We start from the raw sequence: 16,025 nt of genomic DNA, 5'->3' as shown, positions 1-16,025 counted from the left end.
TCAGGTCGGGAATGGGGCACAGGCCCTGCCACCTGGGATGGCCGCGTGGGGCCCTCTCCCGCCAGGTCGCCGGGCGGGCGAGCGGCCGGGGTCTCCAGGCGGCCGGAGCCCACCGGCCGGAGCCCGCCGCGTGGCCTTCACACTTCTTTACCCCGCCACAAAGCCCCCTCAACGGGCCTCTCGCATTCTGTACACCGTCGCCGATTGACGGCGTCCACGAGCAGAACGCGGGGCCGGGAAGGCCCCTGGGAGCATACGCCATGACCACGAAGAACAAGATCCTCCTCGCCGGCTCCGCCGTCCTCGCCTTCGTCCTCCTGTCGGGTTTCCGCGGCGGACACTTCGGCGGTGGCCCGCGCGACCCCGAGCGCGTGAAGCAGATGATCACCTGGAAGCTGGACGACAAGCTGGAGGACCTGAAGGCCACCGACGCCCAGAAGCAGGCCATCCACGGGCTGAAGGACTCGCTCTTCGAGGACGGCAAGCGCCTCTTCGAGCAGCAGAAGGACGCGCGGGCCCAGATGATGAGTCAGTGGGAGTCCCCCAACCCGGACAGCAACGCCGTGCACGCCCTGGTGGACGCGCGCGTGGACGCATTCCGGGCCTTCGCCCACAAGGTGGCCGACGCCGCCCTGCAGGCCCACCGCATCCTCACCCCCGAGCAGCGCCAGCAGGTGACGGCCGGGGTTCGTGAGCACATGAACGCTCACTAATAGCCGAGTGCACGCGGAAGCACACATCGTGGATGGACCGGGGTCCAATTCCGTCCCCGGCCCACCTCTCCCGTGGATACCCTGGAGGGGTGCCACACAACTACCAAGAGTACGCCCGCCGCATCCGCGCCTACGCCGACATCGCCGAGGTGAACGAGTACGCCCGAGTCGTCGAGGGAGGTGTCGAGTACCCGCTCTTCCGGCTCACCGTGCCCGGGGAGCGTTGGTTGGTGATCACCTCGGGCTTCCACGGCGAGGAGCCCGCCGGTCCGCTCACGTTGTGCCAGTACTTCGAGGACATCGTCACGTACGCCCGTGAACGTCGCGTGGGCCTGCGCGTGTACCCCTGCATCAACCCCTCGGGCTTCGAGGACGGCACCCGCTACAACCGCAGCGGCGAGAAACCCAACAACGACTTCCTGCGCTACGAGACCGCGCCCGGGGAGTGGAAGGGCGAGCTCAACCACGGCGAGCCCTTCCTCCGCTGGGCGCTCTACGAGGGAGGCCCCAAGGAGACGCGCGCGGTGCGCTCGGACATCGTGCGCTACCCCGCTCCCGACGCGGCGCTCGACATCCACCAGGACAACTACCTGCCGGGCTCCGCCACCTACGCCTATACCTTCGGGGACAAGAGCGCCTACCGGCCGCTCATGGAGGCCGCGTCGGCCTATGCCCGCATCATGCGAGAGGAGAAGGTGGACGACGTCAACCGCACCGACACGGACGGCCTCATCGAGTACAACGATGGGAGCGTCACCGACTACTTCCTGCGCTGCGGGGTGCCCTACGCCACGGCACTGGAGACCACCACGCGAACTCCGCTAGAAGCCAGCCACGCCATCAACCTCATCTGGATTCGCGGCTTCATCGACCTGGCCGCGCGTGGAAGCGGGAGCACGTGATGATTCGCAGACCTCTGGGCAACACCGGCCTTCAAGTGTCCGTCCTGGGATTCGGAGCGGGGCCGGTGGGAAGTCCAGAGCTGTCCGAGGCCAGCGCCGAGGCCCTGCTCCACGGGGTGCTGGACGCGGGCATCAACCTGCTCGACACGGCGCCCAGCTATGGGCTGTCCGAGGAGCGCATCGGCCGCTACCTGCAAGGGCGGCGGCACGAGTTCGTCCTCTCCACCAAGTGCGGCTACGGCGTGCCCGGCGTGGAGGACTGGACGGGCCCCTGCATCACCCAGGGCATCGACCTGGCCCTGGGCCGGCTGCGCACCGACGTCATCGACCTGGTGCACTTCCACTCGTGTCCGGTGGACGTGCTGGAGCGCCCGGGCGTGGTGGACGCGCTCCGGCGCGCCGTGGAGCAGGGCAAGGTGCGCGTGGCCGCGTACTCGGGGGACAACGCGCCCCTGAGGTGGGCGTTGCACTCGGGGGCCTTCGGCTCCGTGCAGACGTCCGTCAACGTCTTCGACCAGAAGGTCATCGACTGGGGTCTGCCCGTCGCGAGGGAGAAGGGCATCGGCGTCATCGCCAAGCGGCCCCTGGGCAACGCGCCCTGGCGCTTCGCCGAGCGCCCCGGTGCCCCGGACATCGCCACGTACTGGGAGCGGATGCGCGCCCTGGCGCTGGACACCGAGGGCCTGGACTGGAGCGAGCTGGCCCTGCGCTTCGCCGCCTTCGTGCCGGGCGTGGCCAGCTGCATCGTGGGCACCACGCGCACGGAGAACCTCCAGAGCAACCTGCGCGCCCTGGAGAAGGGCCCGCTGCCCGACGCCCTGGTGGACCGCATCCGCGACGCGTTCCGCCGCAACGAGCAGGGCTGGGACGGGCTCATCTGACGCGGCGATGAGCCCGCCTCCGGGACTGCGTCTACTTCTTCGGCGCTGCCTTCTTCTTGCCCTTCGCGTCCGCCGGCTTGCCCTGCTTCTGGAGCTCGATGACGTAGTGGCTGACCGCCCAGCGGTCCTCCTCGGGCATGTTCAAGAAGGGCATCATCGTGCTCCCCGGAATGCCGGTGGTGAGCGTCTGGAAGATGTCCTCCGGCTTGTTGCCCTTCTTGAAGGGCTCGGTCAGGAAGTTGCGCGGCTTGGGCATCAGATACATGCCCGCCGGACCGTTGCCCTCACCCTTCTCTCCGTGACAGGACAGGCAGTAGGTGGTGTACGCGGTCTTGCCCTTCTCGATCATCGCCGGTGTGGCCTTCGGCGGCTCGGCCCCGACAGCCGAGCCCGTCACCGCGACCGACAGCACCAGTCCCATCCACTTCATACTCATGCGTTCCTCACTGCTCCGTGCGTCGCGCCCTGGCGGATCGGGAAGAGACCGTCGCGAACACCTCGGATGCGGAATACCCCGGCCCCGCGGCCCCCGCGCGCTGAGCCTCCCGACCCTTCGTGACCATTGTATCCGGTGGTAGCGTCCAAGCCCCCGCCATGCAAGCCCACCAGGGGCCTGGAGGGTCGTGGAGTAGCTCCGCTACTGGAAGCCAGGCTGGCAGGAGGCCGTCTCCAACTTCACCCGCACTGTCTCCGTCCACGACGGAGAGAGCAGGGCACACGCATCACGGGTTGCGTGATGGCCGCCGCGGCGGCTTCACTGCGGCGCATGCAGAGCCAGTCTCCGCACAGCGCCCCGTCCCGCCCCCGCGCGCTCCTGGTGCCGTGCGTGCTCCTCACCCTCGCGCTGGGATTGGGCTCGCGTTCCGCGGTGGCCCGACACGTGCTGCCACACTTCATCACCGACTACGCGGGCGACACGCTCTGGGCCACCCTCGTCTACCTGGGAATCCTCCTGCTCTGGCCCCGGCTCTCCGTGCGGCGCGCCGCGGCGGGCGCCCTGGGCTTCTCCGTGCTCATCGAGCTCAGCCAGCTCTTCCACCCTCCCTGGCTCGATGCACTCCGGGCCCACCCCCTCGTCGCCCTGGTGCTGGGCCGTGGATTCCTCGTGTCGGATCTCTTCTGCTACGCGGTGGGCGTGGCGCTCGGGGTGGCGCTCGACGCCGGGTTGTCGCGTGCCTCAGCGCGCGGTGCCCACCACGCGTGACCACATCGTCAGCAGATTGCGGACCACCGGCCCCTCGGGCACCTCGGCCACGGGCGGCACGTCCACCTGGATGCCCTGTGGCGCGAGCCGCGTGAAGGGGTTGGCCGCGTCCTGCGTCTTGAGCGGCACCGAGGGATCCGCCGGCCGGAAGCCGAACGCCAGCGCGCGCTCCTGCACCGGGCGGCTGCGTAGATACGTGAGGAATTTGCGCGCCGCGTCCTTCTGCTCCGGCGTCACCCAGTCGGCCTGCACCAGCGCCGCCGGGTGGTCGCTCCACAGGGTGAGCGCCGGGTAGTACACCTTCAGATTGCCCCATCGGCCCTGTGCGTTGGCGAGCTGGGAAATCGCCAGGTTCTCGTAGACGACCGCCACGTCGTACTTCGACGGGCCGAAGCGCACCATGTCCGTCATGAAGGTGCCCGTGGAGGTCTCGAAGCGGGTGACGCCCTTCTCCAGCTCCTTCACCCACGTCTGGTACTCGGGCTTGAGCAGGTCTCCCACCGTCAGGCCCGAGCGCTTGCCGTAGAACTCCAGCGTGGCCAGCAGCATCGCCTGCAGGCCCGAGTTGGAGCGCGTGGGGTCCGTATGGCCCAGCTTCACGAAGCCCCACTCCGACCTTCCTCCAATGGCCGGCCAGCCCTGATCGCTCGCCACCGCCTTGTGGATGGCCTTCCACGACACCACGCCGCCGGAGATCTTCTGCAGCACCTCCGCCCGGTCCTCCCACACCACGAACACCAGCGGCGTGATCACCAGCGGCTGCGGCGCGTCGTCACCGCTGGTGGCGAAGAGCTGCCCACGCTGCGGGTCCGTCGACCAGTCCGACTCCAGCATGCGCAGCACGGCGCTGTCGGCCGGGCTCCACACCGTGGGCTTCTCCTTGCCATCCAACATGGCCTGGGCCGACTCCAGCGAGCCCTTGCCCACCAGCTTCACGCGGATGGACGGGTTCTCCTGCTGGAAGCCCGCCACCGCGGCCTCCACCCACTCCTTCTTCTCCGTGCTGTAGAGGAAGGAGATCTCCGTCACCGGCCCGGAGGTCCGGGTCTGTGAGGGAGCGGTCTCCGTCCCGCCCTGCTGCCGCGCCTTGTCCCCGTTCGAGGACGTGATGAAGAGCACCGCGCCGACCGCGACGAGGAACCCCAGGATGATGAAGACCTTGGGCTTCATGATGAGACTCGAACCTCCTTGAGCGATTGCAGGGTGTCCTCGAAGGCCTGGATCTCACCATTCATGCGGCCGAGCTCCTGGTTGAGGTCCCCGTACATGCTGTCCGTGGCCTGTGCGTCCAGAGCGCGCAGGCGCATCACCTTGGCGGGGAGTCCCTGGAAGGTGGCCGCGATGCGCGAGAGGTTGGCCAACACCCGCTCGTGCGCCGCGTGGATGTCCAGCAGCGCCGCCAGGTGCTCCTCGCGAGCCCTGTGCGCGCTCTGGTACTGCTCCCGGGCCTCCGCGTCCCGCGCCGCCCGGGTCTGCTCTTCCAACAGGCGCAGCTGCTCGCGCACCGCGCCCATGTCCACCGTGCGCAGGTAGCGGGAGAGCTCCTCGCCTCGCCGCACCAGCCGAACCGCGCGCCCCTCCAGCTCGCTCAGCGACGACAGGGCCAGCTCCAGGTGCGACAGCACTCCGCGCGGTGCGTCCGCCAGCGTGCGCGACAGCTCCTCGCGCGCCTGATGGATGGCCCGCACCGAGTCGCGCACCCGCTGATCCTCCAGCCGGCCCGGGGCGGGCAGCTTGCGCTCCTCCTCGGAGCGGCCGGAGAGGGTCTCCTTCCAGAAGCCGGGCGACACCACGTCCCAGGCCACCAGCGCGACGTAGGCCACCGCGCCCAGCGCGGCCACGGCCCAGGAGCGCAGGGCCGCCGCGAGCAGCGCCGACGTGCCCGCCACCACCAGGTTGAGCGTGCTCCCCGCCGAGCGCGCCAGCACCTTCGGAAGGTAGCCCACCAACGTCGACTCACCCCGCTCGGCCATGTCCGCTCCTCCCCTGTCCCGTCATCCCGCGCCTCAGAAGAAGGACGCCATGTCCCGGTACACCTGGACGATGTCCTCCACGCCGCCCTTCGCGCTGGAGCCCTTCGCCGCCTCGGCGATGCGCTCGAGCACCTTGCCCTCGGCGCCATTGCCGTAGGCGATGGTGAAGATGCGCACCGGGTTCTCCTCGCTCGAGGCGTTCAGGCCCTGCTCCAGGTCCCCCAGCGTGATGGTGCTGTGCTCGTCCTTGCCGTCCGTCATCACCACCACGGCGTGGATCTTCCCCGGCTCCTTCTGCGCCCGCTCCCGGGCGAGCTTGTAGGCGGTCTGGGTGGCCGAATAGAGGGCCGTGCCCCCCTCGGCGATGATGTTGTCGACGCGGCCGAGCAGCTCCGCGCGGCCCTTGCCGAGCGTCATGGGGCCCAGGGGCGGGTACACGTTGTTGTCGAAGAGGACGAGCGTCACCTCGTCCCGGTCCGACAGCGACTCCAGGAAGCGCTTCGCCCCCACCTTGGCCTCGGCCAGCGGGCGGCCCGACATGCTGCCGGACTTGTCGAAGACGAAGGTGATGTCCGTGGGCTTCTTCGTCTCGCGCCACACGGCCAGCAGCTTCTCCAGCACGTCCGCGCCGGGCACCTCCAGCAGCGTCTGCGGCTGCTTGGGATCCGCGCCGTGCGCCGCGTCCACCGGCGCCGCGATGGCCACCGCGGGGTCCGCCGGACGGAAGCCCAGCGCCAGCGCGCGCTCCTGCGCCGGCCGCGCCTTGAGGAAGGCCATGAAGGCCTGCGCCGCCTCGCGCTCCTCGGCGCCCACCCAGTCCGCGTCCAGCACCGCGTACGGATGATCCGACCAGAAGGTGCCCTCCACCGGGTAGATGGACACCAGCGGGAACGGCGCGTCCGTCTGCTTGCCGTAGGACTCGATGACCAGGTTCTCGTACAGCACCGCCGCCGACAGGTAGCCCGGGCCGCGCTGCAGCATCTTGTCCGAGAAGAAGCCGGTGGACTTGCCGTAGTGCACCACCGTGCCCTCGATCTCCGCCAGCAGCGCCTTCGTCTTCTTGTGCTCCACGTCCGCCACCGTCAGCCCGCGCGTCTTGCCCGAGCCCGCGTAGGCCTCGGCCAGCACCGACAGCAGGCCCGAGTTGGAGGAGTCCGGGTGGGTGTGGCCCAGCTTGAAGCGGCCCCACTCGGGGTGCCCGTACGCGCCCCAGCCCCGCTTGTCCGCCGCCACCTTCATCAGGTCCGCCCAGCCAATGGGCTTGCCCGGCCAGCCCAGCGCCTCCGCCATGGGCTTCCACATGGCGATGACGATGGGCGAGAGCAGCAGCGGCTCACCCTCGCCCACCACCGGCGTCGTCTTCCCCTTGGACGTCATCCACGCGCTGTTGAGCAGCGGCAGGTACGCGCTGGAGGCCGGGCTGTAGACGTGCGCCCGGAGCTTGCCGGAGACGATGTCCTGCACCGCCTCGCCCGAGCCCATCGCCCGGCCCTCCACCCGGATGGACCGCCCCGACTTCGTCTTCGCCCCGCTCCGCTCGAAGGCCCGCGCCTGCTCCTCGAACCAGCTCTTCTTCTCGCTGCCGTAGGCCACCGTCAGCACCACCGGCCGTCCACCGCCCGCCACCTGGGGCTTGCGCGTGGCACCCGGTGCACTGGATGTCCCCGGGTTGGATTCCTTGCAGGCGGCCAGCAACATCACCACCGCGAGCACTCCCCACCGCAGCTTCCACATCCGGACGGTCCTCCCCTCGGGCACCTTCGCCACGACTGTGTGACGCAGCGCCGCCTCCCCCTCAACCGTCCGCGACTCAACTCACCTGCTTCTTGCATGCACGTGACGGGCTCGTCACAAACAAAAACCGCTTAACCAGGAATACATGTTCACCCATTAAATAATTTGAGGTCACACGTATTCGACCGGGACAGATAGGTTCGATAGAGTCCGCCGCCATGAATTTCAAGAGCCGGAAGCTGTGGATGATCGGAGGCCTGGGTCTGGCGCTGGGTGGGTGTGCCACGAAGGTGGTGCCGGTGAAGTACAACCTGGGGCTGTCGCGCGCGGAGTACCGCGACTATGCGAAGGCCGGGGCCAACATCTGTAATGCGGAACCCCGCACCGTGGAGAAGGAGCTGGGTTCGGTGAACAAGCTGCTGACGGACTTCCTGTCCTCCACGGAGCAGGTGAAGAACCCTCAGTCGGTGGACCATGGCCGGGCCCTGGAGACACTGAAGGAGGCGGAGGGCTCGCTGGGCAAGGTGCTGGACGTGTACCAGACCAACCTCGGCGCGGTGCGCAAGTGCGACTTCGCGAAGTCCAAGACACTCTCGGAGCTGGCGCAGAAGGGGACGGAGCTGCTGGAGCAGTCGCGGGCGCGGATGACGGAGGGCGCCCAGCTGTCCGCCTTGAGGGAGGCCCAGCGCAAGTGGGAGGAGGGGGTGCCCCAGCGGGAGAAGACGGCGCGCCAGACGTGGTGCGCGAAGGAGCCCGAGGTGGGCAACACGGACCTGTACTACGCGCGCAAGTTCGCCGATGGCCGGACCGAGTGGCTCTTCTGTGATGGCCACATCGTCCAGTCCGGCACCCAGGGGGGCGAGCCCACCCTGGTAGCGCCCGAGGGCCTGAGCGCGAGGGACCGCCGCAAGGTGAAGCCGCCGCGTTACATCGAGGCCGCGAACGGCTACCCGGTGGAGGAGATGGACAAGCAGCCCACGGGCATCGCGGAGCCGTCGCCTCCCGCCCACAGCTCGAGCGCGGGCGGGAACTGAGGGAGCGTGCTACCTCACGCGCCCAGCCGGGACAGTCGCTCGGCGAGGCGCGTGTCTCCCCCGGCATCCAGGGAGCGCAGCCACGCCGGCAGCGAGCTGCCTCCCGCCACCAGGTGTCCCTCGAGGTGTGGACGCAGCGCGCTCCAGCGTCGCTCCCACCCCTCACCGGAGCCACTCCGGGGCCGAGCCTCCAACAACGCGCCGATGCGCAGCGCCAGTTCGGGCTCGCCCAGCGCCTCGGCCTGACGGGCCAGCAGGCCGGTGGCGGCCTGGGCCGGCGCACCCGCGGGGGCACGCTTCCACTGCTCCAGCGTCCGGAGGAAGGCCGAGGCGTCCAGCTCGGCCAGCAGTTCCATGGCCACCCACGGCGGAAGCCGCGGCTCGCCCCGGGGAGCCACCACCTTCGCCATCAATGACGTGAACACCGGGCCCAGGGCGGCGTGGCTGGAGGGCTCCGTTCCCCCCAGCGCCCGGAGCGCGCGCCGGGCCTCGCGCGCCCGCTGCGCCACCTTCCAGCTCCGCCCTCCCACGAGGGAGTCGAGCCGGGTGAGGGCCTCCACGGCCGCCGTCACCTGCTCGGCGGAGGGCTTGCCGCCACGCACCCGGGGAGGCAACGAGAGCTTCGGAGACGCCGCGGCCGCGCCCTTCGCGCCCTTGGGGGCCGGGGCCGAGGACGGCTCGGCGGACACCTCGTGGTAGCCCTCGCGCAGCTTCTCCGCCACCTTGCGCTCATACTCGCGCCGGGCGCCCGCCTCGTCGGGGAACGCCTTCTCCTTGCGCTGACCGTCGGTGCCCAGTCGCCCGTACACCACGATGAAGGTGTTGCCCTGGACGTCGGCCATCCAGAACTTGGCGCTGGTGCCCTCGACGAACTCGAACCTGCGCATGACGTGGCCCCTCCCCTACCGGGTGTGCGGATGTCCGGCGGACGCTACTACGGGCGGCGGTGGCGATCCCACCCGGGGCGTGGATGGGACACCCCACGCTCCCGGCCCGGACGCTAGTCTCGCGCGCATGATTCGATCAGCCACCCCCGCGGATATCCCCGCCATCGCCCGGCTCATCCGGGCCCTGGCCGAGTACGAGAAGCTCTCCCATGAGGTCGTCCTCCGGGAGGAGGACCTGCACCAGCACCTCTTCGGCGCCCGGCCCTACGCCGAGGTCGTCCTCGCCGAGGACGGCGGACAGGTGGTGGGCTTCGCCCTCTTCTTCCACAACTACTCCACCTTCCTGTCCAGGCCGGGCATCTACCTGGAGGATCTCTTCGTGCTGCCCGAGCACCGGGGCCACGGGCACGGCAAGAAGCTGCTGTCACACCTGGCGAAGCTCGCCCTCGAGCGCGGCTGCGGACGCTTCGAGTGGTCCGTGCTCGACTGGAACACGCCCTCCATCGAGTTCTACAAATCGTTCGGCGCGGTGCCGATGAACGACTGGACCGTCTTCCGCGTCACCGGGGACGCGCTGCGGCGGCTCGCTCGGGCCACGTGAGCCGAACCCGGCCGCCCGCCTGGCGGCCTGTCGTGAAACATCGTCGCGTGTTTGATTCCAGAATCTGCGCGACGAGCATTCTCGCTTCCCCGGGGGCATGACATCCTGCGGGGCAGCGAGGCTGCATGGGGTCTTTCGATGACAAGGAGCGCCGGACGGTCGTGACCGACGAGCGCCGCACGGCCGTGGCCGAGGAGCGGCACACGGTCGTGACAGACGAGCGCCGCACGGTTGCCCTGCCCGAGGGTAACGCGCCAGGACCCCAGCCGAAGACCCGCTCTGATGAGACACCCGCGCTCGGCCGGGGAACGCCGCTGGACCGGTACGTGGTGTTGGATCCCCTGGGCCAGGGCGGCATGGGCATGGTGTACGCCGCCTATGACTCGGTGCTGGACCGGAAGGTGGCGCTGAAGCTGCTGCCGCGCGGTGACTCCGACGAGGGTCCCGAGGTGACGTCGGGGCGGGCCCGGCTGCTGCGCGAGGCGCAGGCCATGGCGCGGCTGTCCCACCCCAACGTGGTGGCCATCTACGACGTGTACCAACACGGCACCCAGGTCTTCATGGCCATGGAGCTCGTGGAGGGGCAGACGCTGCTGCAGTGGCAGCGGGAGCGGCCACGCACCTGGAGGGAGATCCTCACGGCCTTCCTGGCCGCGGGCCGGGGCCTGGCCGCCGCGCACGCCGCCGGGCTCGTGCACCGCGACTTCAAGCCCACCAACGTCCTGGTGGGCAAGGACGGCCGCGTCCGGGTGACGGACTTCGGCCTGGCGCGTCCGCACAACGCGCCCGCGGAGCTCGGCTCCGACGACGGGGCGCCCTCCCCGGACACCGGTCCGGTCAAGCCCCACAGCCTGCTGGAGCTGGAGCTGACACAGCGGGGCGCGGTGCTGGGCACTCCGGCCTACATGGCGCCCGAGCAGTTCCGCGGTGCCATCGCGGATGCGCGCACGGACCAGTTCTCCTTCGCCGTGTCGCTGTGGGAGGCCCTCTACGGCGAGCGTCCCTTCGAGGGCGGCTCTCCCAGTGAGCGCCGGGAGAACGTGCTGGCCGGGCGCATCAAGCCCCCGCCGCCCTACTCCAAGGTGCCGCCCTGGGTGAACCGCGCCCTGCTGCGCGCGCTCAACACCGCACCGGAGGCCCGCTACCCGTCGCTGGACGCGCTGCTGGCCATCCTGGAGCGCAACCCGGCCCAGGTGCGCCGCCGCTGGCTGACCGCGGTGGGCCTGCTCCTCCTCGTCACCGCCTCGGGCGCGCTGGCCTGGTCCTCCTGGAGGCAGCGGCGCGCCCACCTGTGCACCGGCAGCCAGGAGAGCCTGAAGGCGGTCTGGGGCAAGACCCGTCAGGACGCCATCGAGAGGGCCTTCCTCGCCACCAGCCTGTCCTATGCTCGCGACACCTGGGCCCGCGTGCACGGAGCGCTCGACACGTACACCCGGGCGTGGACGGACATGCACCAGGACACCTGCGAGGCCACGCGCATCCGGGGCGAGCAGTCCGAGGCCGTCATGTCCCTGCGCATGGCCTGCCTGGAGAGCCGCCGTCAGGAGCTGGCCGCGCTCACCGAGGTCTTCACCGACGCCGACGCCACCGTGGTGGAGAAGGCCCTCTCCGCCACCAGCTCCCTGCGCTCCCTCCGGGGCTGCGCGGACGTGGAGGCCCTGATGGCCGAGGTGAAGCCTCCCGAGGACATCTTCGTGCGGGGCTCCGTGGAGGTGGCACGCGCCCAGCTCGCCCGCGTCAAGGCGCTCACCGAGGCCGGCAAGTACAAGGACGCCCTGGCACTGGCCTCGGAGGTGGATGAGCGGGCGGCGACGCTCGGCTACGAGCCCATCCGCGCCGAGTCCCTCTTCATGAAGGCCTGGGCGCAGATCATCTCCGGGGACAGCCAGGGAGTCCCTCCGCTGCTGATGCAGGCGCTGTGGCTGGCGCATGCCGCCCGGCACGACACCCTCGCGGCGGCGGCCGCCGTGCGGCTGATGGGCTACTACAGCAACCGCGGGCCCCAGGAGGAGGCCGAGCGCTGGGAACACTTCGCGGAGGCCTCGCTCAACCGGATCGGAGAGCGCGGCGAGCTGCGCGCCATCTTCTTCAACAACCGGGGCCTGGCGCTCTACCACCAGGGCAAGTTCGCCGAGGCCTACGAGGCCTTCGACAGGGCCTTCGCCCTCGCGGAGCAGACGCTCGGCCCCGCGAACGCGACGACGCTGCGCTACGCCAGCAACTCGCTGGCCGCGCTGGACAACCTGGACCGTGTCGACGAGTCCCTGCGCGCACTCGAGACGCTCGTCCGGCTGGGCGAGAACAACCTCGGGCCCGGCCACCCGTTCCTCACCCAACCCCTGACGAACCTGGCGAACATGTACGCCCTCCAGGGGCGCAACGCCGAGGCGCGCCGCCTGCTGGACCGGGTGCGGGAGATCGGCCAGCAGGCGTACAGGAGCGACTCGGAGGAATGGGCCCACTTCCACATCGCCTACGGAGACCTCGAGGCCGCCGAGGGTCATGACGCCGCGGCGCTCGAGCACTACAACGAGGCCGTGCGCCGCTTCCGGGAGCTGATGGGCCCGGAGGGCCCGTACCTGATGCAGGCGCTCGTGAACGTGGCGGAGGCCCAGACGTCGCTGGAGCGGCTGTCCGAGGCGCAGCGGACCTTCCAGCAGGTGGTGGAGCTGGCGAAGAAGGACCCGAAGCAGCACGAGCACGTGTACACCAAGGCCCTGGTGGGGCTCGCGGATCTGCACGATGTGCGAGGCCAGCACGAGAAGGCGCTCCGGCTGCGCCAACAGGCGCTGGAGCTGCGCGAGAAGAACCTGGGCCCCGCGCACATCACCACGGCGATGATGCGCGTGAGCATCGGCGCCAGCTACCTCGAGCTGGGGCAGGCCGCCCGCGCGCTGGCCATCTTCGAGAAGGAGCAGCCCCTCTTCGAGAAGACGATGGGAGTGGACTCGCCCGTCGGCGTGCTGCCCCTGGAGGGCAAGGGCGAGGCGTTGCAGCGGCTGGGACGGTCCACCGAGGCCATCCCCGTCCTCGAGCGCGTGCTGCGGGTCGTCGAGAACCGCCCGGTACGTCCGGCCTACCGGGCCTCCACGCAGTTCGCCATGGCGCGAGCCCTGTGGGCCGCCGGTCAGCAACCGGAGCGCGCCCTGAGACTCGCCCACTCGGCGCGGACCACCTTCTCCCGCGCCCCCATCCTCCATGCCAAGGCACTGGCCGAGCTGGAGTCCCTGCTGAAGCGGTACGATCCGAAGACGGCCACGCCCGGCCCCCTGGCGCAGCCAGCAGCTCCGTGAGGCGAAGCGCCGTGCCGAAGAACCCTGGCTCCGCGTGCCGTTACAGCTCGCGGACGAGGTCCCGCCCAGCGAGGACAGCCCCCGCGATGAGCAGCAGGCCCATGCCCTGCACCACCCAGGTCAGCGCGGAGCGAGGGAGGCGGCTCTCGTAGCGCCGGAGCAGCCAGACGAGCAGCAATTCCCAGCAGGCCACTCCCGCGCCAGCGGCGGCACCGAAGGGGAGCGCGAGCACCGCGGAGAAGTCGAAGAGCTGCCGCGCATAGAGGGCCGCGACCGCCGCGCTCCACGTGGCCAGCAGGGTGGGATTGAGCGCGGAGATGGAGAAGCCGAGCAGGAAGCCCATGACGGAGCGGCCCTCCTCGGGCTTCACCTCGTCCACGGGCTTCCACCGGATGAAGTACACCCCGAGCAGGGTCAGCACGAGCGCGCTCAACGCGTGTGAGAGGGGGAGGATGGCGGGACGGTTCGCGAGGAACGTCGTGAATCCCCAGAAGGCCACGGCGGCGTAGAGCGCCTCGGCCAGCGCGGCTCCCAGGCCGACACGGAGGGCCGCGCCGAAGCGCTTCTGCACGCACAAGGACAACACCATGACGGCGATCGGACCGGTCAACGGAATGGAGCCGATGAACCCGAACCCGAACGCCACGAGACAGGTGATGAGCGTGCTCACATTGACACCACTCAGGCGCGCCCGAGCGCCGACAGCAACTGGCGCGAAGCCTCGGTGAGATCCGAGGAGAGCTCGAGCAGGCCGCCGCCCATCAAATACATCACCTCGTCGCCGTAGCAGGACTTCATCGCCTCGAGGTTCGACAGCCGCATGCCCCCGCCCGGCGTGGGGCAACAGGGCCGCAGCGAGCCCATGGGCGCGAGGCAGGCGCTGGCAATCTGCTGGCACTCCTCCTGGGAGAAACCGAACCGGCCGCCAAAGTTGGGATAGATGCTGGCATCGACGCCAGCCAGACGCTGCAGCAGACCGAACAGGACTCCGTGGGCGTGACCCGCGCTCGGGCTGACCACGTGCGAGCCCAGCCAGGTCGGATGGGACAGCAGGGGCAGCGCGATGCTGTCGTCGTCGGCGATGGCGCGCAGCGTGTCGAAGCCCACCAGGCCGGGGCCGAGCAACAAGGCCCGGGCACCCGCCTCCTTCGCGAAACGCACCCGGCGCTCGAGCTGACGGAAGTCCGAGGTGACATTGGCCGCGTACACGGCGTGCCGGCCCGTCTCGCGGTTGGCCCGCTCCACGGCGGCGGCACAGGCGGCCACCCGAGCCTCGAAGGGCGCCCAGGGCTGATTGGCCAGGCCATGGTCGTCCTTGATGATGTCGATGCCACCGAGCGCGAGCCGATAGGCCATCTCGGCCAGCTCCTCGGGCGACAGCCCCATGGGCTTGAGGGCCGTCTGCACGAGCGGTCCCGTGGGCACGCCCAGGAAGTCGCGCAGCCCCTTCATACCGAAGCGGGGACCTCGGAACTGGCGCAGGAACGACTCCGGCAACCGGACGTCCAGTACCCGCACGCCCGGCTGCAACGAGCTGTTGCCGAACAGCAGATTGAGGAGCTGGGTGAGCTCGCCGCCCGCGGACTCCACGAGGTAGCTCAGGGTGACCTCGTGGACTCCCGGAGCGCGCTCGGAGATGTCCTCGATGTGCCCCACCACCTCGTCGCGGATGAAGCCACGTGGCACCAGCCGCTCGGGCAACTCCACGGTCTGCTCGAGCGCGATGGCGAGGGCTCGTGCCTGAATCTCCGCCGCCGGAGCGGTGACGCCGTAGGTGACCCGGATGCGCTCGGAGCCCATCACAGCGCCTCCGCCTTGGACGCCGAGTGCACCGCTTCCAGCCGCACGGCGAGGAGCTCGTCCTGGGTGATGCCCAGCGCCTGGCCGGCCAGCTTCTCCGCGGCGCGCACCAGCGCCATCGCATCCAGGCCGTACTTCGTCATGAGGTAGGGCTTGCTGGCGCCGTGAGCGAAGGTGTCCTTCAACCCCAGACGAACCAGGGGCCGGCCCACACCCGCGTCCGCCATGAGCTCCGCGAGGATGCTCCCCAGTCCGCCCACGATGGTGTGGTTCTCCAGGGAGATGACCCCCAGGCGCACGGACGCGAGGTGGTCCAGGAACTGCTCGCGGTTGAAGGGCTTGAGGGTACCCACGTGCAGGTGGCGCACGGACAGGCCCTTCGCCTCGAGGGCGGCGGTGGCGCGCATCGCCTCCTCGGTGGTGATGCCGGCGGTGACGATGAGCACGTCCCGCCCCTCGCGCACGCAGCGGATGTCGTTGAAGCGGAACGGGGTGGAGAACAGCCGGGGAACCTGGCCACGCAGCACGCGCACGTACACCGGGCCGTCGACGGCATCGGCCACCGGCAGCACCGTCTCCACCTCGGTGGCATCTCCTGTTTCCAGCAGCGTCATGTTGGGCACGGCGCGCAGGATGGCGATGTCATCGATGGCCTGGTGGGTGACACCGCCCGGCGTCGTGATGCCGGGCAGGAATCCCATGAGGCGCACCTTGCGGTTGGGATAGGCGATGGAGTTGATGAGCTGATCCAACGGCCGGCGATAGAGGAACACGCCGAACGTGTGGATGAAGGGGCGGAACCCCTCCATGGCCAGCCCGGCCGCGAAGGACAGCATGTTCTGCTCGGCCATGCCGCAGGACAGGAACTGCCGCGGGTACTGATCGCGGAACCTGTCCACCTCACAGCTGGAGGTCAGGTCGGCGGACAGGCAGAGCACTTCCGGGCGCTTCGAGGCGTAGGCGATGAAGGCCTTCGCGTAGGGCTTCTCGACGAGTTCCATGA

The 16,025-nt window shown here is 69.9% G+C and carries 15 protein-coding genes; 7 read left to right on the top strand and 8 right to left on the bottom strand.

All coding sequences use genetic code 11. The features are described 5' to 3' along the window. Positions 1–260 precede the first annotated feature (260 nt). From JQX13_RS26875 to JQX13_RS26865, 3 genes are all read left to right on the top strand, one after another. Positions 261–713, top strand: a complete 453-nt coding sequence (locus JQX13_RS26875; RefSeq protein ID WP_203411758.1) for a Spy/CpxP family protein refolding chaperone — start codon at positions 261–263, stop codon at positions 711–713. Positions 714–802: 89 nt separating this feature from the next. Next, positions 803–1,615, top strand: coding sequence for a hypothetical protein (locus JQX13_RS26870; RefSeq protein WP_203411757.1), 813 nt, complete (start codon positions 803–805; stop codon positions 1,613–1,615). Further along, entirely contained in the window at positions 1,615–2,496 is an 882-nt protein-coding gene (locus JQX13_RS26865) for an aldo/keto reductase (protein WP_203411756.1), read from the top strand. The genes JQX13_RS26870 and JQX13_RS26865 overlap by 1 nt, the downstream gene beginning before the upstream one ends. A 31-nt stretch (positions 2,497–2,527) precedes the next feature. Here the strand turns inward: JQX13_RS26865 and JQX13_RS26860 are convergent, their stop codons facing one another. Further along, positions 2,528–2,932 carry a c-type cytochrome gene (locus tag JQX13_RS26860; protein ID WP_203411755.1) on the bottom strand — a complete coding sequence of 135 codons (405 nt, stop codon included), beginning with the start codon at positions 2,930–2,932 and terminating at the stop codon, positions 2,528–2,530. A 390-nt stretch (positions 2,933–3,322) separates the two neighbouring features. Between JQX13_RS26860 and JQX13_RS26855 the strand changes: the two genes are divergently transcribed. Next, on the top strand, positions 3,323–3,700 hold the full coding sequence (locus JQX13_RS26855; protein WP_203411754.1) for a DUF2809 domain-containing protein: 378 nt from the start codon (positions 3,323–3,325) through the stop codon (positions 3,698–3,700). Here JQX13_RS26855 and JQX13_RS26850 read toward each other — a convergent pair. From JQX13_RS26850 to JQX13_RS26840, 3 genes are read right to left on the bottom strand one after another with little or no spacing between them, the layout of a single operon-like run. Next, positions 3,674–4,870, bottom strand: coding sequence for a substrate-binding domain-containing protein (locus tag JQX13_RS26850; protein WP_203411753.1), 1,197 nt, complete (start codon positions 4,868–4,870; stop codon positions 3,674–3,676). The genes JQX13_RS26855 and JQX13_RS26850 overlap by 27 nt on opposite strands. After that, on the bottom strand, positions 4,867–5,673 hold the full coding sequence (locus tag JQX13_RS26845) for a hypothetical protein (protein WP_203411752.1): 807 nt from the start codon (positions 5,671–5,673) through the stop codon (positions 4,867–4,869). The genes JQX13_RS26850 and JQX13_RS26845 overlap by 4 nt, the downstream gene beginning before the upstream one ends. Positions 5,674–5,706: 33 nt before the next feature. After that, complete coding sequence (locus JQX13_RS26840) at positions 5,707–7,407, bottom strand: VWA domain-containing protein (protein ID WP_203411751.1); 1,701 nt, start codon at positions 7,405–7,407, stop codon at positions 5,707–5,709. Positions 7,408–7,625: 218 nt separating this feature from the next. Here JQX13_RS26840 and JQX13_RS26835 point away from each other — a divergent pair, with 218 nt between their 5' ends. Beyond that, positions 7,626–8,441, top strand: coding sequence for a hypothetical protein (locus JQX13_RS26835; protein ID WP_239015206.1), 816 nt, complete (start codon positions 7,626–7,628; stop codon positions 8,439–8,441). 14 nt (positions 8,442–8,455) lie between these two features. Here the strand turns inward: JQX13_RS26835 and JQX13_RS26830 are convergent, their stop codons facing one another. Continuing rightward, positions 8,456–9,328, bottom strand: coding sequence for a WGR domain-containing protein (locus JQX13_RS26830; RefSeq protein ID WP_203411750.1), 873 nt, complete (start codon positions 9,326–9,328; stop codon positions 8,456–8,458). 127 nt (positions 9,329–9,455) lie between these two features. On the opposite strand from JQX13_RS26830, the gene JQX13_RS26825 reads away from it, so the two are divergent. Both JQX13_RS26825 and JQX13_RS26820 read left to right on the top strand, forming a co-directional pair. Then, positions 9,456–9,929 carry a GNAT family N-acetyltransferase gene (locus JQX13_RS26825; protein ID WP_203411749.1) on the top strand — a complete coding sequence of 158 codons (474 nt, stop codon included), beginning with the start codon at positions 9,456–9,458 and terminating at the stop codon, positions 9,927–9,929. Between the two features lie 125 nt (positions 9,930–10,054). Next, a complete protein-coding gene (locus tag JQX13_RS26820; RefSeq protein WP_203411748.1) occupies positions 10,055–13,222 on the top strand; it encodes a serine/threonine-protein kinase in 3,168 nt (1,055 codons plus the stop codon). A 40-nt stretch (positions 13,223–13,262) separates the two neighbouring features. Here JQX13_RS26820 and JQX13_RS26815 read toward each other — a convergent pair whose 3' ends face one another. From JQX13_RS26815 to JQX13_RS26805, 3 genes are read right to left on the bottom strand one after another with little or no spacing between them, the layout of a single operon-like run. Continuing rightward, positions 13,263–13,892, bottom strand: coding sequence for a LysE family transporter (locus tag JQX13_RS26815; protein WP_203411747.1), 630 nt, complete (start codon positions 13,890–13,892; stop codon positions 13,263–13,265). A gap of 11 nt (positions 13,893–13,903) precedes the next feature. Beyond that, positions 13,904–15,022: a RuBisCO large subunit C-terminal-like domain-containing protein gene (locus tag JQX13_RS26810; protein WP_203411746.1), complete on the bottom strand. Its 1,119-nt coding sequence runs from the start codon at positions 15,020–15,022 to the stop codon at positions 13,904–13,906. Next, positions 15,022–16,023 carry a transketolase family protein gene (locus tag JQX13_RS26805; RefSeq protein ID WP_203411745.1) on the bottom strand — a complete coding sequence of 334 codons (1,002 nt, stop codon included), beginning with the start codon at positions 16,021–16,023 and terminating at the stop codon, positions 15,022–15,024. The genes JQX13_RS26810 and JQX13_RS26805 overlap by 1 nt, the downstream gene beginning before the upstream one ends. Positions 16,024–16,025 lie beyond the last annotated feature (2 nt).

The organism is Archangium violaceum (assembly GCF_016859125.1).
In the GTDB taxonomy this organism is placed as follows: Bacteria; Myxococcota; Myxococcia; order Myxococcales; family Myxococcaceae; genus Archangium; species Archangium violaceum_A.
The sequence above is the reverse complement of the archived record's forward strand: the minus strand, read 5'-3'. Positions and strand labels throughout refer to the sequence as shown.

Coding starts and splice junctions, on each gene's coding strand:
- JQX13_RS26835 (WP_239015206.1), top strand. CDS start 7,626: ATGAATTTCAAGAGCCGGAAGCTGTGGATGATCGGAGGCCTGGGTCTG.
- JQX13_RS26850 (WP_203411753.1), bottom strand. CDS start 4,870: ATGAAGCCCAAGGTCTTCATCATCCTGGGGTTCCTCGTCGCGGTCGGC.
- JQX13_RS26860 (WP_203411755.1), bottom strand. CDS start 2,932: ATGAGTATGAAGTGGATGGGACTGGTGCTGTCGGTCGCGGTGACGGGC.
- JQX13_RS26865 (WP_203411756.1), top strand. CDS start 1,615: ATGATTCGCAGACCTCTGGGCAACACCGGCCTTCAAGTGTCCGTCCTG.
- JQX13_RS26805 (WP_203411745.1), bottom strand. CDS start 16,023: ATGGAACTCGTCGAGAAGCCCTACGCGAAGGCCTTCATCGCCTACGCC.
- JQX13_RS26875 (WP_203411758.1), top strand. CDS start 261: ATGACCACGAAGAACAAGATCCTCCTCGCCGGCTCCGCCGTCCTCGCC.
- JQX13_RS26825 (WP_203411749.1), top strand. CDS start 9,456: ATGATTCGATCAGCCACCCCCGCGGATATCCCCGCCATCGCCCGGCTC.
- JQX13_RS26810 (WP_203411746.1), bottom strand. CDS start 15,022: ATGGGCTCCGAGCGCATCCGGGTCACCTACGGCGTCACCGCTCCGGCG.
- JQX13_RS26840 (WP_203411751.1), bottom strand. CDS start 7,407: ATGTGGAAGCTGCGGTGGGGAGTGCTCGCGGTGGTGATGTTGCTGGCC.
- JQX13_RS26845 (WP_203411752.1), bottom strand. CDS start 5,673: ATGGCCGAGCGGGGTGAGTCGACGTTGGTGGGCTACCTTCCGAAGGTG.
- JQX13_RS26830 (WP_203411750.1), bottom strand. CDS start 9,328: ATGCGCAGGTTCGAGTTCGTCGAGGGCACCAGCGCCAAGTTCTGGATG.
- JQX13_RS26820 (WP_203411748.1), top strand. CDS start 10,055: ATGGGGTCTTTCGATGACAAGGAGCGCCGGACGGTCGTGACCGACGAG.